Origin of the sequence: Clostridioides sp. ES-S-0123-01, from assembly GCF_020658415.1 — a bacterium.
Taxonomy (GTDB): domain Bacteria; phylum Bacillota; class Clostridia; order Peptostreptococcales; family Peptostreptococcaceae; genus Clostridioides.
In genome coordinates this window covers 318,431-345,409 of sequence record NZ_JACVWD010000003.1, presented here as the reverse complement: position 1 = coordinate 345,409, position 26,979 = coordinate 318,431, and the positions used below count along the sequence as shown (strand labels likewise).

Below are 26,979 nucleotides of genomic sequence, written 5' to 3'. Positions count from 1 at the left end.
ACTATATTCAAATATATTTTTTATATAAACATATTCTTACTAATAAATCTAATATTACATTGTATCTAATTGTATAATTATGGTATAAATTTGCTTTGTTTTTATTGATTTACTGCTTTATCAATTTACTTATTTATTGTATTAATTCATCTTTATTGTCTCACTTAATATTTATTGTTCTACTTCATTTTTATCGCCTTACTATATTTATTGATAATATTCCATGTCCCATTTTCTTTTCTTAATTCAAGACTTATTTTTGAATAATACTCTCCATCTTCACTAGATTGTGTCACTATAACTTTATTTCCAGACTTATTCTTATAGGTACGTTCTTTTATCTTATTTTTGGTATGCCCAACTACAATAGCATCTATTCCATCTACTGTAGTAGCAAGTTTTTTTATCTCGCTACTTGGATTTTTTAAATTTATATTATCACTATCTGAATGTACAACTGTGACAATTACATCTGGATTTTCTTTTTGCATAACCTTTACCCACTCATTTGCATCCTTCACTAAGTCATTAGTATATAATCTATTTGTTTTTTTAGAATTTTTTTCTGAACTCGAATCATTGGTATTTTTTTCATCTTTATCTATGGTAAGCCCCAATATTCCAACCTTTATATCACCTTCCTTAGTCTCAACTTTATGCATTATATAAGGTTTTACATAATTTTCTCCAGACCCATCATATATATTAGCTGATAAAACAGGAATTTTCATTTCCTCAAAGTTTTCTATAATAGAATCCAATGTAGACTTTTTTTCTTCAAAATCATTTTTTTCAGATAGAAGTTCATGACTACCAAGTACTACAGCATCATAGCCGAGATAAACAATAGGCCATTCGTTTATTCTTTTATGAATACCTTTTTTTGTATTATACTGCCACTCTTTAGACCATCTAGTCATTTCTTTTGTATTAGCATCAAAAAAATCTCCAGTATCAATAAAGATTGGCTGTACAGCTCTATATCTTTCATTAAATAAACTAACTGCCATTTCATCTGAAAAATTTGAATGTAAACCAGATGTCGTAATTATATTTACTTCTTTTCCAAATACCTTTAATTCACTATGCTTATCTTTTATAAACCACTTATCATTCTTCTTATCCAACTTAAAATTAATCTTTGATACACTATCACCATGAGCTCCAGGCTGTGTCACTATCACTTCTTCACCAGATTTATTCTTAAATGTATGTTGCTCTATCTTTTCATGTGTATGACCAGCTACAATAGCATCTATTCCTTCTACTGTTGTTGCCAGCTCCTTTATTCTATTTCCTGGGTTTTTAGGATTTTTAGGCTCTTCACCTGAATGTACAATGGCAACGATTATATCTGGACTTTCTTTTTTCATGATTTTTACCCATTTTTTGGCATCTTCCACCAAATCATTTGCATATAATTTACCTTTATATTGTGCTTGTTCTTCAAGTGCTCTAGCTTTTTTATCTTGCTCAAAGCTTTTAAATCTTGAACGTTCTCCTACTTCTTTTATAGTAAGCCCTAGTATTCCTACCTTTACATTCCCTTTTTCTGTTTTGACATCTTTCATTATGTACGGTTTTACATAGTTTTTTCCAGATTGTTCATATATATTTGCAGACACTAATGGTATGTTATTATTTTTAAAATCAGAAACTAACCTATCAAGACATTGCTTATCATTGGAAACGAACTCATGATTTCCAAATGTAACTGCATCATATTTTAATTTTGCCATTTCTTTAGCTATAGGAACTTCTCCTTCACGTGGCTCAGCTATTTTTTTAAATTCCGGCATACCATCATTAAATCGTACTAGTTTTTGACCAGTAAACCATCCATTCATATCAATACTTTGTATGTCAAAAAAATCGCCTGCATCAACCATTAGCAAGTTTTCATCGTATTTTCTCTCTTCTTGCACATAAGAAACTAGGTTTTCTGGGACTATTGAATGTAAGTCGCTTGTACCAAGTACATTGATTTCTATATCTTTAGTACTTTCACAGCCCACTAATAATATTATTAGAAATATTATTGATGTAACTATAATAAATTTTATTTTCATAAAAGCCTCCCCCTTAATTTTTTTGATGATAATAAAATTTACTCTTATACCTTATCTTTACTATATAAGTTTGTACTGTTTATTATACTAAAAAAACTATATGTAAATTCCTTTTTAAATAAATCTACATATAGTTCTTGATATTTTTCAGTTACAAAACAAGGCTTACTCTAGTATGCTAAAATTATTCAACCTCAATTGTTTTACTAGATTTATCATTAATAACCCATGAACCCTTTTCTTTTTTCACTTTAAAAGTAATTTTAGAATAATATTTACCATGTTCACCTGGTTGTGTCACTATAACTTTACCTCCAGACTTATTCTTATAGTCATGTTCATCTATCTTTTCATGAGTATGACTAGCAACAATAGCATCAATCCCATCTACTGTAGTTGCTAGTTCTTTTACTCTATTTCCTGGATGCTTGGGATTTTTAGGCTCTTCTCCTGAATGTACAACTGCAACTATTATATCTGGATTTTCTTCTTTCATCACTTTTACCCACTTCTTTGCATCTTCTACTAAATCATTTGCATATAATTTACCTTTATATTGAAATTGCTCTTGTAAATTTACATTTTTAAGACCTTTACCTACCTCTTTTATCGTAAGACCCAATATTCCTACTTTTACATTTCCTTCATTTGTCTCCACATCTTGTATGACATATGGTTTAACATAGTTTTGTCCAGATTGTTTATATATGTTTGCTGATAATACAGAAATTGTTGTCTGTTCAAAATCCTCTACAACGGCATCTAAAAGACGCTCATCTGCCCAAAATTCATCATTTTCGGATACAAACTCATGATTGCCAAGTACTACTGCATCATACATGCCCTTATGCATAGCTATTGCCATTGGACATCTACTAATTACTGTATCAGTATTATTATCCCTTATAGCTTTCCACTCTTTATACCATTCAATCATTTCATCTGTCTGAGAATCTAAAAAGTCTCCTGCATCTACTGCAACAGGTTCAATTGGGTTACTTCGTTCATTAACAAGACTGACTAATAATTTGTCAGAAAAATGTGAATGTAAATCTGCAGTAGCAACTATATTTATTTCTTTATCAACTATTTTTAATTTGCTAGTTTTTTCCTTTATACCCCATTTACCATTCTTCTTATTTAATTTAAAACTAATCTCTGACACACTATCTGCATGCGAACCTGGTTGTGTAACAATTACTTCTTTCCCAGATTTATTTTTATATGTATGTTGCTTTATTTTCTTATGAGTATGACCTGCTACTATTGCATCTATTCCATCTACTGTGGTTGCTAGTTCCTTTATTCTATTTCCTGTATTATCAGAACTCTTAGATTCTTCCCCTGAATGTACAACTGCAACTACTATATCTGGATTTTCTTTCTTCATCACTTTTATCCATTTCTTTGCATCTTCTACTAAATCATTTGCATATAATTTACCTTTATACTCAGCTTGCTCTCCAAGTTCTCTTGATTTAGTTTCTTTTTCAATATCTTCAAATCCTGAACTTTTCCCCACTTCTTTTATAGTAAGACCTAGTATTCCTACTTTTACATCACCTTTATCTGTCTTAACATTTTTCATCACATATGGTTGTATGTAGTTTTTTCCAGATTGTTCATATATATTTGCTGATACTACTGGTATATTATTATTTTTAAAATCAGAAACTAATTTATCAAGACCTTGCTTATCATTTGAAATAAATTCATTATCACCAAGTACTACAGCATCATATCTCAATGGTATCATGTCTTTAACTATAGGTACTTCATCTTGACTATTCTTAACTATGTCTTCATATTCTGCTGTACCACTCTCTCTAATATTAACTAGTTTTTTCCCAGAGGTCCATTCCCACATTTCTTTACTTTGTTCACCAAAAAAATCTCCTGCATCTACCATAAGTATATTTTCATTCTTTGCTCTTTCTTCATTTACATATGAAACTAGAGAATCTGTCACAACTGAATGCAAATCACCTGTTCCTAATATTTTTACTTCTGTATCTGATACATTAACTTTTGTATCTTCTATTTTAGTTTCTTTATTTTTATTACTTTGACATGCCACAAGCAATCCCACTAAAAACACTATCAATACCATTATAATAAATTTTATTTTCATAAAAGCCCCCCTCATAAATTTTTAGATTATAATAAAATTTAATATCATGCTTTATTTTAAACTATAGCAGGTTATAGGATTATGAGCAACATTCATTGGACTAGTAGATTATTACCTGTAAATATATCTATAATTTAAAGATATACATTTCATTTCTTATGTCATGGTATTTAAACATACTTAATAATATATTTAAATATACTATTAGAAAACTTTAAATAGATACTTCAAATAACAAACTTTTATTTAACACAGATAGCTATGATGAGATTGTAGCGATATTAAAATATATGGAGAAAATCGAGTATAAAATATTATTTGAACAGTTAAGTAACCAGAATAGTTGTAAAATTGATAAAGGGACTTGTGTATTTTTGACTGTATTATGTATATTTTATCTTATATTCAAAATATAGAAATACAAAGTAATTTTATATCCTCAGATATGATTGTTGCATATGTAAGCATCCTCAATATGCATGCTTATAGGAACTTCATTGTACCACTTCAATTTCTTATGTTAAAAGGTACAATGAAATTCTATTTTATTTATACTATCCTTTATAAATTAGACCATTACTTCTTAGGATTTATAAGTTCATCAAGCAACATTGGAAGTAACTCGTCTATTTGTTCATCATTAAATTGGCAAGTCCCAACAGCTTTGTGACCTCCACCGCCATACTTAAGCATTAGACTACCAACATCAACATTTGAAGTTCTATTTAAAATACTATATCCTACAGCTACAGAACACCCTTTCCCACCTTTTCCATTTACAATCCAAGCAGAAATATTTTGTTCTGGATACATACTGTAAATCATGAAACGATTACCTGTATAAATTGGCTCTACTCCACGTAAATCAGAAATAATAACATCTCCTTCTGTACGTGTGTATTTAGCAACCATTTCTTTAAATTTATCTGTTTGTTCAAAATAAACTTCTATACGTTCCTTTACATCTGACAGATTTAAAATTTCTTCTGTATCTAAAGTTCTACATGCATCAATTAACTTTTCCATCAATTGATAGTTAGATATAGTAAAGTTTCTCCAACGCCCCAACCCTGTTCTTGGGTCCATAAGATAACCAATTAAAATCCATCCAGTTGGATTTTGTACCTCTTCTATAGTAAGATTTCCAGAATCAACTTTGTCTACTGCTTCTAACATTTCATTAAAATGAGAAAATTTTTCATTTCCACCATAATACTCATAAATAATTCTTGCACAAGAAGGAGCAATACGACTTTCGCCTTTATACCTTCCTTTAAGCTCATTTCTCTCAAATTCACTAGAATGATGGTCAAACCAAAGACCACACCCTTCTACAAATGGTACATTGGCAAGACAATCATTTTCTGTCACCTCAACCAACCCATCTTGTAAATCCTTAGGATGAGCAAATTTCCAATCATCAATAATACCTGCTTCTTTTAATAATGCACCACAAACTAATCCATCAAAATCAGAACGTGTAATCAATCTCATATGTTTCAACCCCTTTGCTTTAAATATATGCCTATAGATATTGTAATTTTTTCCTTAAATATATAATATCACTTTACATGTCAGCTTGATATACATTTCAATATATACTAACAAAACTTATTTTTGGGACTATAAATAGCTTTATTTATTATCTAAAGTACAACATTGTCTTTTACTAAGAATATAGTTATAACTTGCCTAACAGCCAAAATTAAATCAAAATAAAATACTTATATTACTATGAATATACTTATATTTTGTTGTAGTCTTAAATATAACCTATATCACGTTATATCAATTCATCATATAAATTTTATAAATTAACATAAAAATATCACTTATCACTTATCACTTATCACTTATCACTTATCACTTATCACTTATCACTTATCACTTATGTAAAGTTTAACATGCTAAAATAAAAATAGAAATTTGATATAGAAATCAAACTGCTATCTTTATTTTAAAACTACCCTCAATATTTTATTTAATCATACTAGCTTATATATTGTTTACACTGCACTTCAACAATTTTACTTTATTCTTCTTTAGGAGGTGCAATTATTAATCCTATAGAGTGCATTTTGCGTCCTTCTCCTGATGAGTTATTTCTTAAAGGTTCTAGTATATCACCGATCTTTCTAGCTGCTTCAGTTATTTCTTCTAGATTCGCATATATTGGACAGACAGAAAAAACAGAGCCATCCTTTAAAATATCTTTTTCTTCTCTTTTAGCATAATCATAAAACTCCTTCATAAATGCCATCATATATTGAGTAAACAGCTGTACATATGCTTCTGCTGAGTTTTCATTTATCATTTTTTTTGCATCATCATCAATATCTGACTTAACAGCATATACCTTTTCAACAGTTCCTCGTATTTTATTTTCTTCAACTACCTTTAGAATATTATCCTTTAACATTTTATCAAGATAACGATAAAGTGTAGCTTGTGATATATCCTTAAACTTCTCTGCTAATTGCTTTGCTGTAGTTTGCTTATTTGAATAAATCTCAAGTAACAACTTGCATTTAACTGGATTTATGAAGCAATCCATAAGTTTATCATTCATATTATACTACCTCCTCATTATTATTAATAAGATAATATTATTATATTGATAATATTTAATCAAGTTTATTAAAAATTTTATATAAACAAATAATATTCAAAAAATAAAAAAAGCCCTTGAATTATTTAAATAATTCAAGGACTTTTTTTATCATGATTTAATACTAAGCTAATTTTGCTTTAGCAACTTCTGCTAATTTAGCAAATCCATCTGGATCTTGTATAGCCATTTCAGATAACATTTTTCTGTTAACTTCAATACCAGATAATTTTAATCCATTCATTAATCTTGAATAAGATATTCCATTCATTCTAGCTGCTGCATTTATTCTTTGTATCCAAAGTTTTCTGAAGTCTCTTTTCTTTAACTTTCTTCCTATATAAGCATTTTTTAATGCCTTCATTACGAATGTATTTGCTGGTCTATATAATTTGCTTCTAGATCCTCTGAATCCTTTTGCAAGTTTTAATATTTTTTTATGCTTCTTACGAGCGTTCATAGCTTTTTTAACTCTTGCCATCGTTATGACCTCCTTTTATATCCCTCTTCTATAGTTATTGTTTATAATCCGTATCCTATCCTAGTATGGTAATAATTGTGCTATTCTCTTAGCATCTCCATCACTTACTAGAGTTGATTTTCTTAAGTTCATCTTAGTTTTTGCAGATTTTTTAGTTAATATATGTTTTTTATAAGCTTTAGCTCTCTTTAACTTTCCTGTTCCTGTTTTCTTTAATCTCTTTGCTGCACCTCTATGAGTTTTCATTTTAGGCATGACAAATTCCTCCTCTCAGTTAATCATCTATTTTTTTGGATCTATAATTACAACCATATTATTACCCTCAAATGCAGGGGCTTTTGTTGGTTCTCCAAACTCTTTTATTATCTCTAAAAACTTTAACATAACTTCTCTACCTATATCTTTATGTCCTAGTTCTCTACCTCTAAATCTAAGTTCAACTTTGACTTTATCCCCTTTTTTAAGGAATTTTATAGCATTATTAGCTTTCGTATTTAAATCATTTTGTTCAATACCTGGTCTAAGTCTTACTTCTTTTACAACTATAGTCTTTTGTTTTTTCTTAGCTTCTTTATCTTTTCTCGCTTGCTCATATCTAAACTTTCCATAATCCATTATCTTACACACTGGTGGATTTGCATTTGGCGAGATTTGAACTAAATCTAAGTTTTTACTAGTAGCCATTGCTTGAGCTTCTTTAGTAGGCATTACTCCAAGTTGTTCACCTGTAGGTGAAAGGACTCTTATTTCCTTGTCTTTTATTTGTTCATTGATTGCTAATTCTTTGCTAATTGTAGGACACCTCCAAAATTTTTATAAAATATAAAATAAAAAGCGGATGACATAATCATCCGCAATATAAGTTACCAAATTTAAACAAGCTTAAATTACTATTAAGCTTTAACTTATATTTACCTTACTAACCATCGGCGTAAGGTGAGAAGCGGACTTCTTCTTTGTTTTATTCTTACCCTATCTACTATATCATTTTATCAAATTTTTTGCAACTATTTTTTTAAGTTTAATAAATTTTTACTAAATTAACTGCTTTTTTATTTAAACCTACATATATTTATTATAAGGTACATAGTATTTGCATTTAATTATTTCTTCCTAATACTTATTATATGCTTGTACTATTTATTTTGCTCTTATTTTTCAAAATTTAATTAAAAAAATTCAAACTTCAACTTTAAAATCTTTTATTATCCTACTACTCTATATAGTAAATACCTAAAAACACTTCTTTAGCCAATTTTATACTGAATACTTTACTTTACATCCTTTAATATCTATATTATGGTTTTTTCATCATTTCAATTTTATCTTGATTTGTCGTATTTTTTTAGTATATAAAGTTAATTTGCACATATTCATAAATGACTTTTTTCAATTAAATTTATGAATTTATTTTTATTTAGATTGCATGTATATTTTTTCCATAAAAAATAAATAATAAAAAATAGTAAATATGGAAAATATAAAATTGATTAACAATAATTAATTACCTGAGGTGTGAATATGAAAATGCTAAACAACTTTTTTAAAAAAATTAACAATCCAGTTCCTGTCTTTGCACAGACAAAAATGGAAAGAGAAAATCAAACAGATGATTCGCTTTCTACAAAACCAAAAACTACATTTAGAGATGTAGCTGGATTAGATGAAGTAAAAGAAGAACTATTTGAAATAGTTGATTTTATGAAGTCTCCACAAAAGTATCAAAAAATGGGTGCAAAAATACCTAAAGGGGTATTATTTTATGGTCCTCCAGGAACAGGAAAAACATTACTTGCATCTGCTGTAGCTGGTGAAACAAACTCATCATTTTTCAATGTTACAGGTTCTGAGTTCGTTGAAAAATACGTAGGTGTAGGAGCAAAAAGGGTAAGAACTCTATTTGAAAAAGCTAGAAAAGAAGCTCCAAGTATAATATTTATAGACGAAATAGATGCTGTAGGAGCAAAAAGACATCTTGAAAGTAACAATGAGAAAGACCAAACGTTAAACCAACTTTTAGTTGAAATGGATGGATTTAATAAAGACTCCAATGTATTAATAATAGGTGCTACCAATAGACTTGACTTATTAGATGAAGCTTTACTTAGACCAGGAAGATTTGACAGACACATTCATATAGGTGCACCAAATTATCACACTAGATTTGAAATTCTAAAGGTACATACAGATGACAAGCCTATAGACAAATCTGTAAATCTAGAACTTTTAGCTAAAAAAACTCACGGTTTCAACGGAGCCCATCTTTCAAATATAGCAAATGAAGCAGCTATATTTGCAGTTAGAGATGACAGTGAATATATTACAGCAGAACACTTCGACAAAGCACTTGAAAGAGTTATTGCAGGATTAGAATCTAAAAACTCTTCATTAGTTGAAAAAGAGAAAAAGATAGTAGCTTATCATGAGGCTGGACATGCTCTTGTAAGTGATATCGTTGGAATTTGTCCTATACAAAAAATATCTATAGTACCTAGAGGACAAGCATTAGGTTATGTTCTTCAATTACCTGATGAAGATAGATATATTTATACTAGAGATGAACTGATTGGAAAAATAAAAATATTACTTGCTGGAAAAGCATCAGAAGAATTAATATTTAATCATAAATCTACGGGAGCAAAGGATGACTTAAAGAAAGTTACTGAGATAGCTAACCAAATGGTTTGTGAGTATGGTATGAGTAACTTAGGATTTATGACTATTGATGGAAATGATAAGACTTTCTTATGTGATAAAATTCAAAAAGAAGCTAATCGTATAGTTGAAAGTTGTTATAAGGAAACTTTAGAGATGTTAAAGGATAATCTTGAAGATTTACATTCTGTTTCTAAATTCCTATTTGAAAAAGAAACTATGACTCATGAAGAATTAAAAGATTTAATAGGAAAAGAAGCTGTAAATTAATTTGATAGTATTTTAAATAATTCTTACATTAAAATTAATAATTAATCTTAAAAAGAATTTCAATATTTAAAATGTACCAAAATACTTTAAGATGATATGTCTTGAGGCTGTAGATAGATTTGTGTAAAAACAAATTTACCTACAGCCTCTTCATTAATTTTATAGCCTCTGACTACTCTATTCTTTCTTCAAAATCCTATATTTGTGATTTGTCTTTATCAGTTACATCTATAGCAATTAGATTTTTGTATATTAAAACTACACAACTTTATCCTTATGTAAATATGATAATCTCTTAATGTAAACATGACAATCTCTTATCTGATTTTAAGAATCATTTATAGATTGTCTCTTTTTATTTATATGCTTAATAATAAATGCTATCTTCCTGTAAACATAAGATTAACATTACTATGATATTGTTTTGTATATAAATACCAATAGACTAATATATAAGACACTAATAAAAAGTAAATTTTAAATGTTAAACACATAAATAATACATATAAAAAGGGGGAAATATCATGAATAAAAAATTAAATGCAAGAATTATATCTACAGGAATGGTTATGACTACACTAGTTACAGGAGTTGCTCAGGCACAAGAAACTGCTCAAGGTAATACTAATATAGAAAAGTCAGAAAAAACAACACAATCTAAAAGTAGAGAAGAAATTAAAACTAGTAGTACTACATATAGTCAACTAGCTGATTTTCTTTTACAATCAGCTAAATCATATAATTCTAATATAGATAAAAAGAAAATCCTGTCTGGATACGAAAAGAAAGAAAATCAAAAAGTTAATAGACTAGATGGTCTTATCATGATAAGTAGAGCTTTTGGAACTTTATCAGCTCCAAAAGGTCAAAATGAAAGAGTGGCAGATAAAAATGTAAGTTTTACAGATATCCCTGTTTCTGCTAAGTCTCATATAGATAACTTAATAAAGGGTGGAGTTATGGTTAACACTAAAGACAAAAAACTTCATGGTAGTGATGTTATGACTGTAGGAGAAGTTGATACTATGGTTAGACGTATCTGGGCATTTAAAGGTAGCAATCCAAAAGATGATTTTTATAATTTTGTAAATAAAAAGTCTTTGGAAGAATCAAAGCTTCCAAGTGACGAAGCAGTATCTGGTGGTTATGTTGATATTGAAAATGAGAACACAAAAAAAATTAATGCTATTATTAAAAAGATAGTAGAAGGGAATCATAAAAAAGGTAGTGAAGAGCAAAAGATTAAAGATTTCTATCTTAATATACTAGACATGAAAAGCAGAAATGAACTTGGAAATAAACCAATAAAAAAATATCTTGATGCTATAGATAAAGCAAAGAATGTAAAAGAACTTAGCGATATTCAAAAAAAATCACTTGAAGAAATAGGAACTGGTGGTTTGATTACTCTTTCTTTAATGCAAGACAATGTAGGTGAAGCAAAATATGCTTTATATATAGGAACAATAGCTGATACACATTTATTTAGCTCCTATTCAAATGATGAAGTAATAGAAAATAGTAAAACATTTTTTAAAAAACTGTTAATTTTAAGTGGAGAAAGTGAAGCACAAGCTAGTAAGCATGTTGATGAGTATATAAACTTTGTAAAAAAAGTATCTGGAGGTGAAGAAAATATTGATAAGAGGATGACTTTAAAAGAGATGGAAGAAAAAATGCCAAACTTAGAGTTGTCTAAAATGCTTACTGTTTCTGGATATAGTAATCTTCCTAAAGAAATCAAGCTAATGAATCCAAAAGATTTAGAACTATTTAATAAGGCATACACTAATAACAATTTAGAAGTTTTAAAAACACTTTTTAAAATAAAACTTTCTGAAGAAAATGCGCAATTTTTAGACCAAAAATATCTAAATGTTTGGGCTGAAAATTTTAATCCTGGTGCAGATGCTTCACAAAGTAAAATAACTGAAAAAGATGCATCAGTATTAACATCAGAAAGGTTCAATTCATATCTTGGAAAATTATTTGTAGAGAAATATTTTCCTGAAAAATCAAAGAAAGATATTGAAGATATGATTAAATCTTTTGTAGAATTATATAAAGAAAGAATTAAAAAACTTGACTGGATGAGTGAATCTACCAAAAAAGAAGCTATAAAAAAACTTGATAAAATGACATTTGTAGTTGGCTATCCTGATAAATGGGAATCTGATACAGAAAATGTAGACATTAAAGGTAAAGAAAATGGTGGAAATTATTTTGATAATATAACTGCTTTTAAACTTGCACGTCTAAAAAAGGATGCTGAAGATACAGGTAAGGTAGTACCAAAAGATAGATTTAATTTAGCAACATTTACTGTAAATGCAGTGTATGGAATGTATGATAATGCAATGACTTTCCCAGCAGGTATTTTACAAGCACCTTTATATGACCCAAATGCATCAAGAGAAGAAAATCTAGGTGCAATAGGTGCAATAATAGGTCATGAAATTTCTCATGCATTTGACAACAGTGGAGCCAAATATGATTCAAGTGGGAAAGAACATGATTGGTGGACTAAGGATGATTACAGAGAATTTCAAGAACGTTGTAATGATGTAGTTAATTTCTATGATGGATGGGAAATAGCTCCAGGTGTAAAAGCAAATGGTAAGATAAGTTTAGGTGAAAATATTGCAGATATAGGTGGTGTAGGAGCAGCCTTGGGAATTTTATCAAAGATGGAAAATCCAAATTATGATAAGTTCTTCAAGAGTTATGCAAAGTCATATACTAGATTATACACAAAAGAATATGCAAAGAACTCTACAGGAGATGAGCATAGTCCAAATACTTTAAGAGTAAATCGTGTCTTATCAAATTTCGAAGAATTCTATAAAACGTATAATATAACAAAGAATGATGGTATGTATGTAGCTCCTGAGGATAGAGTAAATTTATGGGATAATCTAGACACTAATGTAAAATCTAAAAAAATGACTGGAGATGACAGATTCGAAACAGCAGTAAAAGTATCTAAAGAAGGCTGGAAAACTTCAAATACTGTAATACTTGTAAACGGTACTGATAAGCACTTAGTAGATGGATTATCGTCTACTCCACTTGCAAATACAAAAAATGCACCAATGTTACTTTCTAATGGAAATAATGTAGATAAATCAACAATGGATGAAATTAAAAGATTAAAAGCATCTAATGTAATAGTTGTAGGTGGTGAAGCTTCAATATCCAATTCAGTTGTTAACCAACTAAAAGGTGTTAATAAATCTATGAATGTAAAAAGAATAGGTGGGAAATCAAGATATGAAACGTCTTTAAATATAGCTAAAGAAATGTCTGGTAATAACAATATTGATACAATATATGTAAGTGCTGGAGATGGAGAAGCTGATGCACTCTCTATTTCATCAGTAGCAGGAAAAAATAACTCTCCTATAATACTTACACAAAAAGATGGTTTAGATAAAGATACATATGATTATATTAAATCTAAAAAAATAAAAACTTCTTACTTTATAGGTGGGGAAACTAAAATCTCTCAAAAAGCTATAGAACAAATTAATAATGTAACTTCAAATGATGTATCAAAAAATAGAATTGCTGGAAATGACAGACAAGAAACTAATGCCCATGTTATTGAACGTTTCTATAAAGATAATAGCATAAATGGGGTGATATTAGCTAAGGAAAATAATCTGATTGATGCTTTATCAGTAGGTCCATTTGCCTCAAAGGAAAATATGCCAGTTGTAATAGCCACAAGTAGTTTAAATAAAGAGCAAGAAAATATATTAGATAAAAAAAACTCAGAAAAAGTATATCAAGTAGGTGGTGGCATAAAATTATCTGTACTTAATAAATTGAGACTTTTATTAAACAAATAATATAAACAAAAAAATATACTATAAATATAGGTTTACTAAATTAATCACAAGTATTCAAGAAAGTATTCTTCATTTTGAATTTGAAGAATACTTTTCTTGTTTATACAGTATTATTAGTATATCTTTAATATAATTTTATCCTAAATGGTAGAATCTCTTTTAATTAATTCAGGCTTAAGCATTTCAACTACTGGCTCACAACCATCTTCTTCTAATAAGATTTTAAGTATATTAATCGTTTTTCCAATTAATAAGTCTAATGGTTGTCTAATCGTTGTTAAACTATAACTTTTCCATGAAGCCATCTGAATATCATCATATCCCATTACTGATAAATCCTCTGGTATCTTCAATTTATACTCAAATCTTGCAGCATCCATTACACCCATAGCTATCAAATCACTTGTACAAAAAATTGCTGTTGGAGGACTTGATAATGCTAACATTCTCTTTCCAGCTTCATATCCAGAATCATAATCATAATTTGCAGATTCTTCTTTAAGATTGTGAATTCCATTTTGTCTTAATTTAGAATAAAATCCAATTTTCTTTTCCATTTCCTCACTTGTTTCTCTTGTAAATTGAATGTATCCTATATTTTTATGTCCCCTATCAATTAGGTATTCAGCAGCCATTCCTCCACCTTCAATTGGGTCTACATAAACTGTACTTATTTTTATACCTGGTATAAAACGATTAAAAAGAATCACAGGAATATTATTTTCTTCACATGTCTCAGCCATTACCTTATTCATAGCTGAAGCTGTAATAATCACAGCTTCCACTTGAAACTGAATTACTCTTGAAATTATATTATCTATTCTTTCTTGTCTAGGAACCTTAAAAACAAGACACTGTTTACCTATTTCTTGAATCTTTTCCACGAATAAGTTAATAATTCTGTTGTAAAACGGACCTAGATTATCACCAACTATCAATCCTATAACATTTGTTTTGCCACTAATCATTCCTCTTGCAACTAAATTGGGAACATATCCAATTTCATCTGCTACACGGAAAATTTTTTCTCTCACTTCAGGTTTTACACCTTTTCCATTTGCACTACCAAATGCCCTTGAAACTGATGACTGCGATACTCCTGCTAATTTTGCAACATCTTTTGAAGTAGCCGATTTATTATAATGAACTTTCTTTTGATTCATTTAGTATTTCTCCTTAAACATCTTGTATTTCTTTTTAAACATCTTGCATTTCTCATTAAAATTGTATTAAAAATAAGATTATATATTGGACAACGAAAAAAACTAACACAATTAACTCTTGTTTACCTAAAGAAAATGGCAATACAGACACTCCATCTACTTTATCTATTCCTTGTGAAATAAGTTCTTTTCTCATACCAAATACAGTATATTTTTTAATATCTTCTATATTATGATTATTCTTTAAAATGATACTAAAAATATATCCAAATATTAATGTTATTGTAGCACCTATTGCTGGATTCCACAACCAACTCACATTATATTTATTAGAAATAAAAAATCCTAAAACTAATCCTATGATAAAACCAATAGATACCCCTTTATCATGAGCTTTGTATGTAAACATAGCCAATATAAATGCACCAGTAGCTGGACCAGCAAAATATGAAATATAGTTACCAACAAGGTCAAGAATTGATTTGATGCTTCCTCCAAATCCCATAATAATAAAACATGTCATAACAATACCTATAATCATTGTTATAATCATCGTGACTTTTAATGACGATTCCTCATTATCTTTTTTAAAATAAAACTCATAAATATCCTTTGTAAAAACAGTTGTCATACTATTTAATATAGAGTCAATACTAGACATCGCCGCTGCAAATACACCAGCAATAATAATTCCAATTGCCCCTACTGGAAGTTCATTCAAAATAAAAGTAATCATTATTTCATTTGAAGTTTCAAATGTCCTTCCCTTATAATAAACAAATAAAATCACTCCTACTAATAACATAAAATAGTAAGCTAAATTCATAACAAATGCACTAACTACAAAAGAATTTTTGGCTCCTTTTAAAGATTTAGATGTCAAAACTCTTTGAACTTGAGATTGGTCAAAGCAGAAATATCTTATCCACATTACAGTTCCGCCAATCAGAGTAGCCCAAAAAGTATTTGTAATTGAAACATCCATATTAAAATCAAATGTATTTAATTTACCACTCTGTTGTGCAATTTGCAATGTATCAAAAAAGCCAAGATTCATTCCTTTTAGTGCTGTCATACTTACTATAAATACAGCACCTATTACTACTAACATTTGAATACTATCAGTCCATATAACTGCTTTAATTCCCCCTAGTAGTGTATATATAATTGCTACACATACAACTATTGGAACCAAAATATAAAGTGACCAACCAGTGATTATTTGAATAATAAGTACTGGTATATACACCATAGAACTCGCTTGAATCAATGAATTGATAAAAAATTGAATAATAGTTAAGCCCCTTGAATAATTGCCTAAACGAAGTCCCATATATTCATATACAGATGTTATTTTTAATCTATAAATAACTGGGGTGGTAATGCTCAGTGCAAAAAATATTGCTAAAGGGACTGTAATGTTAACCATTACTGGATACATTCCATCCATATATGCCCATCCAGGCCCCCCTATAAATCCATTAGCACTAATCATAGTAGCAGCAACTGACAAAGCTATTGGAATCCATGGCATTGACCTACCTGCTAAGAAATAATCTTCTTGATTTTTATTATCTTTTCCTGAATAATAACCAATAACCAACATTAACAGCAAATATCCTACTATAATACACACATCGATTACTGAAATCATAAGCCACCCCTTTCTAACCAACAAAATAGTTCTTAGAATTCTACTCTTTCTTGTTTAATGTTTCTGGTAAGAACAGCCATACAATAGCACCTGCTACAAATACTGCTGTTGATATATAAAAAATAGTTGTCATACCTAAAGCACCAGAAGCTGTACCAGCTATTGCAGGAATTGCAAATGTAGATATAATTCTTCCTCCATTAAATGACATTCCAGAGGACAATGAACGATATTTACTTGGGAATAACTCTGTATAGTATGCTCCCCATGCTCCAGAATACCCAACAGCAATTCCTAATAATACTGATATCATATAAAATGCTGTTGTATTATTTCCTCCTAGTTTTGTATATATAAATACAAATACTGCTGCTAATGCCATCCCTATAAAAGGTACTTTTCTTCCAAATTTATCTGCTATTGAACCCCAAAATAAATATCCTACTAACTGCCCAATTCCTTGTAAACTATATATAGAACCTGCTACTGCTGCTGTCATTCCTATCCCTGTTACCAAATATGTAGTTGCATTGTTTGAAAATGCTGAGTATGCTGTGAAGTTAGCACCTGATAAAATAATTGTTCCTAGTCCAATCCACAAATATTTCCCCTTATACATACTTACATAGCTAATTTTTTCACCTGTTTCTTTTCCTTTTTTAACTAATTCTCTTGTATACTCTGAATCATCTGGTACAAAGAAAAATGCCAAAATAGCTCCAACTATAGGTGGTATAATCGCAGTATACATTAATATTTGCCAATTTGCATCACCTAAAAATCCATACACTTTCCCACCAAAAATCATAGCTAGTGAAAATAATGCAGTTAATACAGCAGCTAACTTACCACGATATTTGCTTGGAAACATATCTGCAACTAGAGGCATAGCTGTTCCAAATACACCACCCAATACTACCCCTGTGCATAAACGTGCAATTTTCCACAATATAATATTTGTAGGAGATAACATTGGAATAAAAGTCGTCAACCCAATTAATAAAGCTACACTAATTAAAGTTTTCTTTTTACCAAGCTTTGTAGAAATTACTCCAAAAATGAATGTACCTGGAATTGTACCAAAGGACATGACAGCAAATATTTCTTCTGTCTGTTTTAATGAAAACCCAAATCCACCTTCTGCCAAAGTATAAATCATTGTTGGTTTAATAAAGGTACCTACCATAAAGTTATAGCAATAGAAAAAGTATATTAAAGCAATCGAAAAAAATGCAATTCCCCTTTTTAGATTTGAATAATCTTTTCCTAGTATAATATTATTTTCTATCACATCTGTTGTTTTCATATTATTCATAATTACCCCTCCCTTACTATTAAGCATACTATTGCTAAAACTTTAAATTTTTACTTTTCATACATATTTCTTGCTTAAATTATATAACAAGAATACTTATTATATAATTTCTAAAAATATTTATACTCTAAACTATCTTACTCTTCTACACCCATGTACATCTGCTTCAAAACATCCATACCATCAAAAGTCATCCATTCTTCCTTTACCTTACCTTGTAGTACATGATAATGATTAATTCCCATTGCCTCTACATGCTTACCAGAAGGTTGTCCAAAAAATCCAATGCCTTCATTTATTCCACGTAGTCTCCATCTCACAGATACATCATATCCTTCATTTTTTTCCTTTTGATTACAAGTTACTCTTTCTACTTCATAACTGCCATTTGGAATTGAAGCAAGTAAACTTACAATCATTCCTTGAATCTCATCATACCCATTTAAATCTTTATCACATATGAAATGTACTACTGCATTATCGTGATAGTACTTTTTAACTTCATTTATATATTTATAATTGTAAATACGACTTGTCATCTCAAGCATCATTTCACCAACAGAATCATCTTTAGCTTGATACTTTGCTGGCATAAATTGACCATCCATAGACTCACAAATACCATAAGTTGATTGTAAACTCAATACTTTAGATGCACTTGCCTTTGCCATATTTTTTGCCACTTCTTGAGGATTTAACCCTAACTGAGTAACAATCCATAGATTATCTCTAACTAGCCATTCTTCATGGATTCTATTATTCGTAGTAGCACAATCAATTACAGTTCTAAAATTTATCTTTTTTCCAGTTGCTGGAGCAAAATTACTGTCACCTAAATTAGTTGCCGTAGACAAAACACGATGAGAAGACAAAAAACCATCAGCACCAAAATTAGACCATATTACATTTTGACCAATCAGCCTTCTATCTGGAAACGCATGTAAAGTTTGAAGAGTATTCGAAATAACATCTTTTATACCAACTAAATTAGAAGAACCACAGTGCATTGTTACATTATTGTGATATGTATCATAAATAACTCCAATACCTTTTTCTTCCCAAATATTATGTGTAATTTTCATAATATAGTCTACAAAATCTCTATATTTGGAATCAAATCCAGGTAACTTCTGCTCCCTTTTTGTTTGATTTGAAAAATCATTATAATCCATTACTCCAACAGGTGTTACTTCTAGTGAATCTCCATAGTAAATTTTTGTAGACTCCATATTTGTTTCTCCCTTCAATGTAATTTCTTCAGCTTTTTTAATAGTATTATTCTCATTGATTTTATCTATATTAGCTTTATTTACTTCAACATTATTAGCTTTATTTACTTCAACATTACTTAATTTAATCTCATTTATATCAACTTCTTTTGCTTTTGCTTTTTCTTTATCTTTTTCTCTTACATCATTTTTATCAATATACTTCAATTTACATTATCTCCTTTCTTGAATACGTATTCAAAATTAATTATTAAAAATTAAACATTAAAAATACTTTTAGTTCTTTCAAGAATATCAAGACCTTGTTGTTTTAACCAGTATGGAATATCAATCAACACCCAATTTTCTTTAAGTTTATCTCCTTTACGATAGTAAACATCAACGACTTGCATATCTGCCTTAACCTCTCCACCTGGCAATCCTAAAAATCCTCCACATGGGATATTGCTTAAGTTAGGCCATCCAAAGAAACAAGCAAAATTACCTTCTGCGAATCTACATACATGTCCATTAAAAGTCTTTCCTTTTAAATTATTTCTAAATGGCAATTGATGTTGTTCTTGATATCTAGGTATAGTATAAGAAGCTCCAATCCCCCCTGGTCCATACCAAATCATATCTTTAGCCCATGATTTTTCAAGTATCTCTGGTGGGCATCCCATAGAACCACTGTCATTTAGTTCAGACAAATCATCTACCATTTTATTGACTAATGCTAAAGTCTTAACCCCCTCTACTTCATCTGCATCTTCAAAAAGTAATCCATTATGGTCAATTGGTCCTGGATATACAAAATATGAACCTGTTTGTGGTGGCAATGGATTGACACCTGCCTGAATCATAAATCCAATTATATCTACAAATAATCCAGTTTTGGAAATTCTACCATCCTTCACACAGTTAAATTCCGCATATCTTAAGCTAATCATCTTGCGAGTATGCTTAATCCCAAGCCAATCATTATCAAAAAGTCCCATAAAATGACCCATACTCATTACCCACTCACTGTTATCAATTTCATTAGTACCTGCAATGAAGATATCTTGTCGTCTTTGCATATTACTCAATGAATGCTTTAAAGGCTTCCAAAATATATCTGCTACATTTTCAACTCCTTTTTGTTCACGAAATGGATATACGCCTCTCCAGTCATAATCTGACTTCATGTGCTGTTTTAAAATTTTTTTAATTTCATCTCCATTGGCATTTTCTAATGCTTCAAAGTAATTTCTTACAACTCTTTTTGATTCTTGATATTTTCCCATGATTATATCCTCCCAAATTTATAAAGTATAATCTAACTTTATTGACTTGTCATTGCATACGTTTTCTTTTTTATAGCCTTTTTATCTATTTTAAGGCTATTTTATGAATACATATGCATTTTTCTAAATATTAACATATATCTAAAAAATTGTAAAGAAAATGTTATCATAAAAATGTAAATTGTAACTTATATCTACTCAAATTTATATGTTTTTAATCATTCCTAATAAAACTAATCTTTATCTCCCATATTTATTGAAATACTTGCACCAATAAACAACTATAAAAAAATAAAGGTGACAGTCTTTTTAAAGCTATCACCTTTTTGATTTAGTCAATAATATGTTTTTATTTGTATTCTGATATTTATTTTTTAACCTTTAATTTAATTGTTTATTTATTGAATTTCTAACCCTATTTTTTATCAGTATCTTTTTTTTCACCTTTAATTTCTTCTTTAGTATTATTTTTATTAACCTCTTCTACTTGTTCATCAGTTGCTGTTTTAGATTCATAAATTTTTTCATATTCTTTTATATTATTTTTCTCAGTATCTGATTTATTTTCAGACACTATTTTTTCATCTACATTTTGGTTTTCAAATCTTCCACATTTCTGATATTCATTGTTTTCTTGATAATTTTTAGCATCAAATTCTTCATTTTCTTTAAATTCTCTGTAAGTTCTTTCATGACCACTTGGTGCAAATCCTTCATGACCTCTATATTCTCTATTGCCATGACCTCCTTCGTATCCTCTTGGCGCAAATTCTTCATGACCTCTATATTCTCTATTGCCATGACCTCCTCCGTATCCTCTTGGTCCAAATCCTTCATTGCCTCTGCATCCTGCATGTTCATGAAATTGCTTGTATCCTCTTGCTCCAAAGCCTTCATGACACATCATTTCAAATATTTTGCACCCTTCACATACATGATTCCATGGATGTCTATGAGGACCTCCATATCCTCTAAATCCTTCTCTTTTATCTTTGTAATAATTCATATTAACTCCTCCCAATTAACTCGATTTTTTCTGTTAATTTATTTTTTAAGTTTTATTAAGGTACCTTATCTATTTCTAATTATAAAGGTACCTTATAATTTTGTCAACACTATTTTTAAGGTACCTTTGTATTTTCTTCAATTTCTTTTATTTTCTATTTTCAAAATGAAAAAAATTAGGGATACTCCTACTAATAAAATAATTATTTAAAAAAAGTGAACCATTTATAGTAAAATTTTATCTAATAAGTGTAAGGCAAAAAAGTAGCGCTACGATTTGCATAGAAAGGTAGGAGTACAATTGGATAAAACTACATTTATTAATAATATTCTTGAGTCAGAACAGACTTTGTATCGCATATCTAAGTCTATTTTAGGAAATGACCAAGATTGTGAGGATGCTGTCAACAATGCTATTTTAAAGGCATATGAAAAATTAGACTCACTAAAAGAACAACAATATTTTAAGACTTGGTTGATTAGAATAGTCATAAATGAATGTAATTCATTAAGACGTAAACAGTTTAACCTTCTACCCTTTGAAGAAATTCTCAAGAACAAAAAAGTAGAAGAAGATGATGATTACAGTGATTTATATATTGCTATTCAAGGTTTATCTAAAAAAATTAAGATTCCAATAGTTCTTTATTATATCGAGGGATATTCAATAGATGAGATTAAAGAAATATTAGATATACCTCAAGGAACTGTAAAAAGCAGATTATCAAGAGGTAGAAAATTATTAAAAACTAAATTAGAAAATGTGGAGGTAATGTATGAACAAAAACAAATTAAATAATTCATTTCCGAAAGCTCCAGAAAGCTTTCATAATAGATTAAATAAAACATTAAATAGTCTACCAGAAAGAGGGGAAAATTATAAAATGATTAATAATAAAAAACATAAATTACCATTTAATTTATCATTCAAAAAAGGATTAATTGCAACTTTTGCTGTTACTCTACTTTTGGGTACAACAGTTCTTGCTGCAGGAGAGATATCTAGTATAATTGGAAAATCAAGTACTAGGGCTACCTATACATCTATCCCAACTACAGAACAAGTAAAAAAAGACTTTAAATTTGCCCCTAATATAGTTTCTGAATTTAGTAATGGATATAAATTTAAAGGAGCTTATACTATAAATGAAAAAGGACTTGATAAGGAAGATAACATTTTAGGCGAATTAAAAGCACTTGATTTTACCTATGAAAATGGTAATGATGAAATATCTCTTAAAACATCAAGTAATGTACTTGGAAAAGATTCTGAGAATATAAAAGTTGTAGATACATACAAAGATGTAAATATTTCTTATGAGGAATTCAAGCAAAAGTATGTACCAGAAGGTTATAAAATGACAGAACAGGATAAACTTGATGAAAAATCAGGTAAATATGTATTTAGTGAGTGGTCAGGTGATGTGGAAGTTAATGAATATAAATATTTGAGCTGGAAACAAAATGGAGTTTATTACTCATTTATAGTTCAGGACTCAAATTTATCTATGAATAATTTAGTAGAGATGGCTCATGAAGTAATAGATACAAAATAAAGATAAGTAACATAAAGCATATCTAACAATTGAATTATTTATGAGTCTATTATTTGTGACTTTAATTTATTTATTAGTAAACATAACCATCTCTTTTATATTAATATTTTTTTTAGAATTTATATCAGATTTTAACTATTTAACTGCTATACAAATTCTAACTAAATAATACTACTAAAAAAGCCCTTAAAAAACATCTATTTTGAATTTTAAGGGCTTTAACTTTATCATAAAATACTCATATAAATATTCATTACAAGTACATAATAAATATATAATAATCCTAAAAAATTAGAAAAGAGTTAAAATTTCATTATTTTAATATTACTTCAATATTATTTTAATATTGTTTTAATATCGTTTTAGTATTACTTTAATCTTACTTTAATATTGTTTTAATAAAGAACTTATCTCATCTAAATAATATATGTTTAGTACATGAAGAGCTCTTGTACAACAAGTATAAAGGAGCAACCTTTCATCTTCATTATTATAATTTTTATTACTTGCATTATATATAATAACCACATCAAATTCAAGCCCTTTAGATAGATATGAAGGCATTATTAACACGCCATTTATATACTCATCATCATCTTTTGTTATACACTGTACATCAACATCATTCTCTTTTAAAAACTCGTATACTTCTCTAGCTTCACGAACTGTTTTTGTTATGATACCAACAGAGTTATAATTTTTCTTTTTATAACCTTTTATATCTTCAATAAGTTTTTTATTCAGTTGATTTTTATCTTTAAAACCGATTATCTTAGGCTCATCACCATGTCTTTCAACATATTCATCATTTATAGATTCAGTAAGAAGTTTTCTTGAAAATCTAGTAATTTCCATTGTTGAACGATAGGTTTTACTTAGATTTATTATACAAGTATCATTCTTTAATATATCATGAATATTATTGTAATCTCCAACATTCATAAATGGATTGATTGATTGGTTGATATCTCCTAATATAGTCATATTTGCAGAATTAAAGAGTTTATAAAATATTTCATATTGTAATGGACTGTAATCCTGTGCTTCATCTATGATTACATATTTAATTTGTGATGTATTTGGGATACCTCCAAGAACCCCTTTTAAATATAAAAGAGCAATTTGGTCCTCATAATAAAGGCTCTTTACACTCAAATTATCCATTGTATAAGTTCTTATATTATCTATAAGATTTTTATCATACTCAATATTCGTTTTATCTAAAAACAGCTCCAAATTCTCAAATAGATTTTTATAAGTGTCTATCAAGTCTAGCTCTGTCATTTTTAAAACTTTAGAATAGATTTCTTTCAAATTTTCTTTTACAATAAGAGTACTTTTTTCTATCATTTCTTCTTTTTCTATATAATCTCCAGATTCTTCAAGTTCTTTAAATATTTCATCAACCCAAATTTTTTCATATGGTTCAATTAGAAACATTATTCTTGATTTTATCTTTTCTAATCTTCTCTTGATTGGTAGATTTGAATAATCATTGGAAAACAAATCTTGCAAATCCTTAGATGAAATTATCAACTTGCCTCTCACAATAATATCTTCAAAGCATCTATCCTCTGTCTCTAGATGAGTTATATATTTTTTTAATATATCCACAAACTCTGAAGATGTTTTAAATTCTATATTTTCTATCCTATCTCTATATGTTATTTTTTGATTATTATCAAATATATACTCCATCATTTCTGATGGACTTTCTTTTTTAAAATCATTTCCTAATTCTTGATGCATATAGTCTTTAAATGTGGTCTGGCAAATATTATCTTCACCAAGTTGTGGTAATACATTTGATATATAATCGTTAAATATGTTATTTGGAGAAAATATTATTATATTTTTAGATGTTATTTTATCCTTATGTCTATATAGTAAATATGCAATTCTATGAAGTGCTATAGATGTTTTTCCACTTCCAGCGGCCCCTTGTACAATTAAGTTTTTATAATCTTCATTACGAATCACTTGATTTTGCTCTCTTTGAATAGTTGTAACTATAGTTTTCATTTTCTCATCAGAGTTTTTGCCTAAAAGCTCTTGTAAGACATCATCATCAATATTTAGATTGCTGTCAAACATATACTCAATTTTTCTATCTTTTATTTTATATTGTCTTTTCTTAGTTATTTCTCCAGAGATTAATCCTTCTGGGCAATCATAACTTGCTTGTCCAATCTCATAGTCGTAAAACATACTTGAAATAGGAGCTCGCCAATCATATACAAGAAAATCATAATCATCATCAATGAGATTTGATAGCCCAATATAACACTTTTGAGTATCAACTTCATTATCTTCAGTAAAGTCAATTCGTCCGAAATAAGGAGATTCAATCATTTTTTCGTATTTATCTTTGAGCTTTTCAGTAAATTCATGGCTCCTTTTTTGATGCTTCATAACATCCATAAATGACATAAACTCAGAAAGTTGTTCTAATCCATTTTCAATAGAAATAGCCCCCAAATCACTCCATAATTCCCTTTGAGTTTCTATAGCATCTTTTTTTAGTTTATCCTTTTCTCTACGTTTTTCCTCAAGCTGTCTGTTAGCTTCTTTAAGAACTTTTTGGAGCCATTCATTTTCAAGATTCAATTCAAAATCATTTAGATTCATATTATAATCCTCCTCAATTGAAATTAACGTTTAATCCGCTATATCAATTATATAGAAATGAGGATATATTCATAGTCTTAAAAAAACTTTTTATTTATGATATAATTATAGTGGGAATATAGATAGTTTCTAATCTTCATTAACATCCTTTTCGCTATACTTTTCATCCTTAGATACATTCTGCTCATCAAATTCCTTATTCTTGAAAAACTCTGGATGTTCTTTTACTATCTGTTCAAAAAATCCTGGATGCTGTTTCGTCATTTGTTCAAAGAATTCTTCTCTATTAAAAAAAGCTTGAAATGCTTCCATACGTGGATTGTAAAACTCTTTTTCTTCTTGAGAACTTGGATGTGGTTCCTCATGTGGATTTGGATGTGAACCCATATGCCCCATTCCAAAACCTTCTCTTCCATTAAAACTTAAGCGTTGACCAGGATATGGTCTTGAGTGTGCTCCCATATGCGCCCCATCAAAATTAATATTATCATCATTTTTTATAGTTCTCTCCAACTCATTAGTAATCTTAGTAAGAATATCACTTAGAATACTTTTTTCTTCTTTTTCTAAAATATCGAATATTTTATTAGTTGGGTCTTCTTCCTGCTCAATTTTATTAATTTCATCCATACCCTTTGATGTCAGTCTTACTACCATTACTCTACGGTCTTTTTCTGAAGGTGTACGAGTAATAAATCCTTGATTTTCTAGTTTTGAAAGCAACTCTCCTAAAGATTGAGGTCTCATATCAAGCAAATAAGATAGTTCTTTTTGAGTAATTTCTGGTTTTATTTTTAGCATAGATAATACTCTTCCTTGACCTCTATGCGTTCCTCTAAAAAAACCATGTGATTTATGATTTTGAAGGTGAAATTTATGTAGTAACGATTGTACTTTAAAAAATTGCTCTAATAAATTTTCATCTTGAGTTTCATTCATGATTTTTACCTCCTAAATTAATTATTAATTTTGTAATCATACATTTTACTAATTATATGATTTTTTTCGAATAAGTCCTTTAAAAAGGTACCTTACTTGTATTGAGTATAAGAGCAAGCCTTCGATTTGTCAAATATTTTAACACTTTATTACACTTTTT

At 28.8% G+C, this 26,979-nt stretch carries 19 protein-coding genes and 1 other annotated feature; of the genes, 4 read left to right on the top strand and 15 right to left on the bottom strand.

What is annotated here, in order from left to right:
* Positions 1–179: 179 nt before the first annotated feature.
* The 7 genes from IC175_RS08565 to infC form a co-directional block, all read right to left on the bottom strand.
* The gene (locus IC175_RS08565; RefSeq protein ID WP_227851430.1) at positions 180–2,069 is read right to left on the bottom strand and encodes a metallophosphoesterase; all 1,890 of its coding nucleotides are present in this window, start codon (positions 2,067–2,069) and stop codon (positions 180–182) included.
* Positions 2,070–2,253: 184 nt separating this feature from the next.
* Complete coding sequence (locus tag IC175_RS08560) at positions 2,254–4,200, bottom strand: metallophosphoesterase (RefSeq protein WP_227851429.1); 1,947 nt, start codon at positions 4,198–4,200, stop codon at positions 2,254–2,256.
* Positions 4,201–4,776: 576 nt separating this feature from the next.
* Positions 4,777–5,694 (bottom strand): exopolyphosphatase, encoded by a 918-nt coding sequence (locus IC175_RS08555; protein WP_227483022.1) that lies wholly within the window; start codon positions 5,692–5,694, stop codon positions 4,777–4,779.
* Positions 5,695–6,232: 538 nt separating this feature from the next.
* Positions 6,233–6,769: a helix-turn-helix domain-containing protein gene (locus tag IC175_RS08550; RefSeq protein ID WP_227483023.1), complete on the bottom strand. Its 537-nt coding sequence runs from the start codon at positions 6,767–6,769 to the stop codon at positions 6,233–6,235.
* A 163-nt stretch (positions 6,770–6,932) separates the two neighbouring features.
* Positions 6,933–7,289, bottom strand: a complete 357-nt coding sequence (gene rplT / locus IC175_RS08545; protein WP_227433488.1) for a 50S ribosomal protein L20 — start codon at positions 7,287–7,289, stop codon at positions 6,933–6,935.
* Positions 7,290–7,349: 60 nt separating this feature from the next.
* Positions 7,350–7,544 carry a 50S ribosomal protein L35 gene (gene rpmI, locus IC175_RS08540; protein WP_003418222.1) on the bottom strand — a complete coding sequence of 65 codons (195 nt, stop codon included), beginning with the start codon at positions 7,542–7,544 and terminating at the stop codon, positions 7,350–7,352.
* Positions 7,545–7,571: 27 nt separating this feature from the next.
* Entirely contained in the window at positions 7,572–8,081 is a 510-nt protein-coding gene (gene infC, locus IC175_RS08535) for a translation initiation factor IF-3 (RefSeq protein WP_227433661.1), read from the bottom strand.
* 28 nt (positions 8,082–8,109) lie between these two features.
* Positions 8,110–8,252, bottom strand: a sequence feature (ribosomal protein L20 leader region).
* A gap of 558 nt (positions 8,253–8,810) precedes the next feature.
* On the opposite strand from infC, the gene IC175_RS08530 reads away from it, so the two are divergent.
* Positions 8,811–10,214, top strand: a complete 1,404-nt coding sequence (locus tag IC175_RS08530; protein WP_227433489.1) for an ATP-dependent metallopeptidase FtsH/Yme1/Tma family protein — start codon at positions 8,811–8,813, stop codon at positions 10,212–10,214.
* A 524-nt stretch (positions 10,215–10,738) separates the two neighbouring features.
* A complete protein-coding gene (locus IC175_RS08525) occupies positions 10,739–14,065 on the top strand; it encodes a cell wall-binding repeat-containing protein (protein WP_227851428.1) in 3,327 nt (1,108 codons plus the stop codon).
* A gap of 140 nt (positions 14,066–14,205) precedes the next feature.
* On the opposite strand, the gene IC175_RS08520 is transcribed toward IC175_RS08525, so the two are convergent.
* The 6 genes from IC175_RS08520 to IC175_RS08495 form a co-directional block, all read right to left on the bottom strand.
* The gene (locus tag IC175_RS08520; RefSeq protein ID WP_227851427.1) at positions 14,206–15,228 is read right to left on the bottom strand and encodes a LacI family DNA-binding transcriptional regulator; all 1,023 of its coding nucleotides are present in this window, start codon (positions 15,226–15,228) and stop codon (positions 14,206–14,208) included.
* 55 nt (positions 15,229–15,283) lie between these two features.
* Positions 15,284–16,882 carry a sodium:solute symporter gene (locus IC175_RS08515; RefSeq protein WP_227851426.1) on the bottom strand — a complete coding sequence of 533 codons (1,599 nt, stop codon included), beginning with the start codon at positions 16,880–16,882 and terminating at the stop codon, positions 15,284–15,286.
* 40 nt (positions 16,883–16,922) lie between these two features.
* A complete protein-coding gene (locus IC175_RS08510; protein WP_227851425.1) occupies positions 16,923–18,197 on the bottom strand; it encodes an MFS transporter in 1,275 nt (424 codons plus the stop codon).
* 137 nt (positions 18,198–18,334) lie between these two features.
* Positions 18,335–19,633: an ester cyclase gene (locus tag IC175_RS08505; protein WP_255615831.1), complete on the bottom strand. Its 1,299-nt coding sequence runs from the start codon at positions 19,631–19,633 to the stop codon at positions 18,335–18,337.
* Positions 19,634–19,683: 50 nt separating this feature from the next.
* Positions 19,684–20,691, bottom strand: a complete 1,008-nt coding sequence (locus tag IC175_RS08500; RefSeq protein WP_227483027.1) for a nuclear transport factor 2 family protein — start codon at positions 20,689–20,691, stop codon at positions 19,684–19,686.
* 415 nt (positions 20,692–21,106) lie between these two features.
* Positions 21,107–21,697, bottom strand: a complete 591-nt coding sequence (locus IC175_RS08495) for a hypothetical protein (protein WP_227851424.1) — start codon at positions 21,695–21,697, stop codon at positions 21,107–21,109.
* A gap of 300 nt (positions 21,698–21,997) precedes the next feature.
* Between IC175_RS08495 and IC175_RS08490 the strand changes: the two genes are divergently transcribed.
* Complete coding sequence (locus IC175_RS08490) at positions 21,998–22,495, top strand: RNA polymerase sigma factor (protein ID WP_227433496.1); 498 nt, start codon at positions 21,998–22,000, stop codon at positions 22,493–22,495.
* Positions 22,473–23,252 carry a hypothetical protein gene (locus tag IC175_RS08485; RefSeq protein ID WP_227851423.1) on the top strand — a complete coding sequence of 260 codons (780 nt, stop codon included), beginning with the start codon at positions 22,473–22,475 and terminating at the stop codon, positions 23,250–23,252. The genes IC175_RS08490 and IC175_RS08485 overlap by 23 nt, the downstream gene beginning before the upstream one ends.
* Positions 23,253–23,636: 384 nt before the next feature.
* Here IC175_RS08485 and helD read toward each other — a convergent pair whose 3' ends face one another.
* Positions 23,637–25,880 carry an RNA polymerase recycling motor HelD gene (gene helD, locus IC175_RS08480; protein ID WP_227851422.1) on the bottom strand — a complete coding sequence of 748 codons (2,244 nt, stop codon included), beginning with the start codon at positions 25,878–25,880 and terminating at the stop codon, positions 23,637–23,639.
* 129 nt (positions 25,881–26,009) lie between these two features.
* Positions 26,010–26,819 (bottom strand): MarR family winged helix-turn-helix transcriptional regulator, encoded by an 810-nt coding sequence (locus IC175_RS08475; RefSeq protein ID WP_227483030.1) that lies wholly within the window; start codon positions 26,817–26,819, stop codon positions 26,010–26,012.
* Positions 26,820–26,979: the final 160 nt, after the last annotated feature.

Bases quoted from the DNA above. Each gene is read 5' to 3' on its own strand.
- IC175_RS08525 (WP_227851428.1), top strand. From the start codon at position 10,739: ATGAATAAAAAATTAAATGCAAGAATTATATCTACAGGAATGGTTATG.
- IC175_RS08565 (WP_227851430.1), bottom strand. From the start codon at position 2,069: ATGAAAATAAAATTTATTATAGTTACATCAATAATATTTCTAATAATA.
- IC175_RS08550 (WP_227483023.1), bottom strand. From the start codon at position 6,769: ATGAATGATAAACTTATGGATTGCTTCATAAATCCAGTTAAATGCAAG.
- IC175_RS08500 (WP_227483027.1), bottom strand. From the start codon at position 20,691: ATGGGAAAATATCAAGAATCAAAAAGAGTTGTAAGAAATTACTTTGAA.
- helD (WP_227851422.1), bottom strand. From the start codon at position 25,880: ATGAATCTAAATGATTTTGAATTGAATCTTGAAAATGAATGGCTCCAA.
- IC175_RS08520 (WP_227851427.1), bottom strand. From the start codon at position 15,228: ATGAATCAAAAGAAAGTTCATTATAATAAATCGGCTACTTCAAAAGAT.
- IC175_RS08530 (WP_227433489.1), top strand. From the start codon at position 8,811: ATGAAAATGCTAAACAACTTTTTTAAAAAAATTAACAATCCAGTTCCT.
- rpmI (WP_003418222.1), bottom strand. From the start codon at position 7,544: ATGCCTAAAATGAAAACTCATAGAGGTGCAGCAAAGAGATTAAAGAAA.
- IC175_RS08560 (WP_227851429.1), bottom strand. From the start codon at position 4,200: ATGAAAATAAAATTTATTATAATGGTATTGATAGTGTTTTTAGTGGGA.
- IC175_RS08555 (WP_227483022.1), bottom strand. From the start codon at position 5,694: ATGAGATTGATTACACGTTCTGATTTTGATGGATTAGTTTGTGGTGCA.
- rplT (WP_227433488.1), bottom strand. From the start codon at position 7,289: ATGGCAAGAGTTAAAAAAGCTATGAACGCTCGTAAGAAGCATAAAAAA.
- IC175_RS08510 (WP_227851425.1), bottom strand. From the start codon at position 18,197: ATGAATAATATGAAAACAACAGATGTGATAGAAAATAATATTATACTA.
- IC175_RS08495 (WP_227851424.1), bottom strand. From the start codon at position 21,697: ATGAATTATTACAAAGATAAAAGAGAAGGATTTAGAGGATATGGAGGT.
- IC175_RS08475 (WP_227483030.1), bottom strand. From the start codon at position 26,819: ATGAATGAAACTCAAGATGAAAATTTATTAGAGCAATTTTTTAAAGTA.
- IC175_RS08485 (WP_227851423.1), top strand. From the start codon at position 22,473: ATGAACAAAAACAAATTAAATAATTCATTTCCGAAAGCTCCAGAAAGC.
- IC175_RS08515 (WP_227851426.1), bottom strand. From the start codon at position 16,882: ATGATTTCAGTAATCGATGTGTGTATTATAGTAGGATATTTGCTGTTA.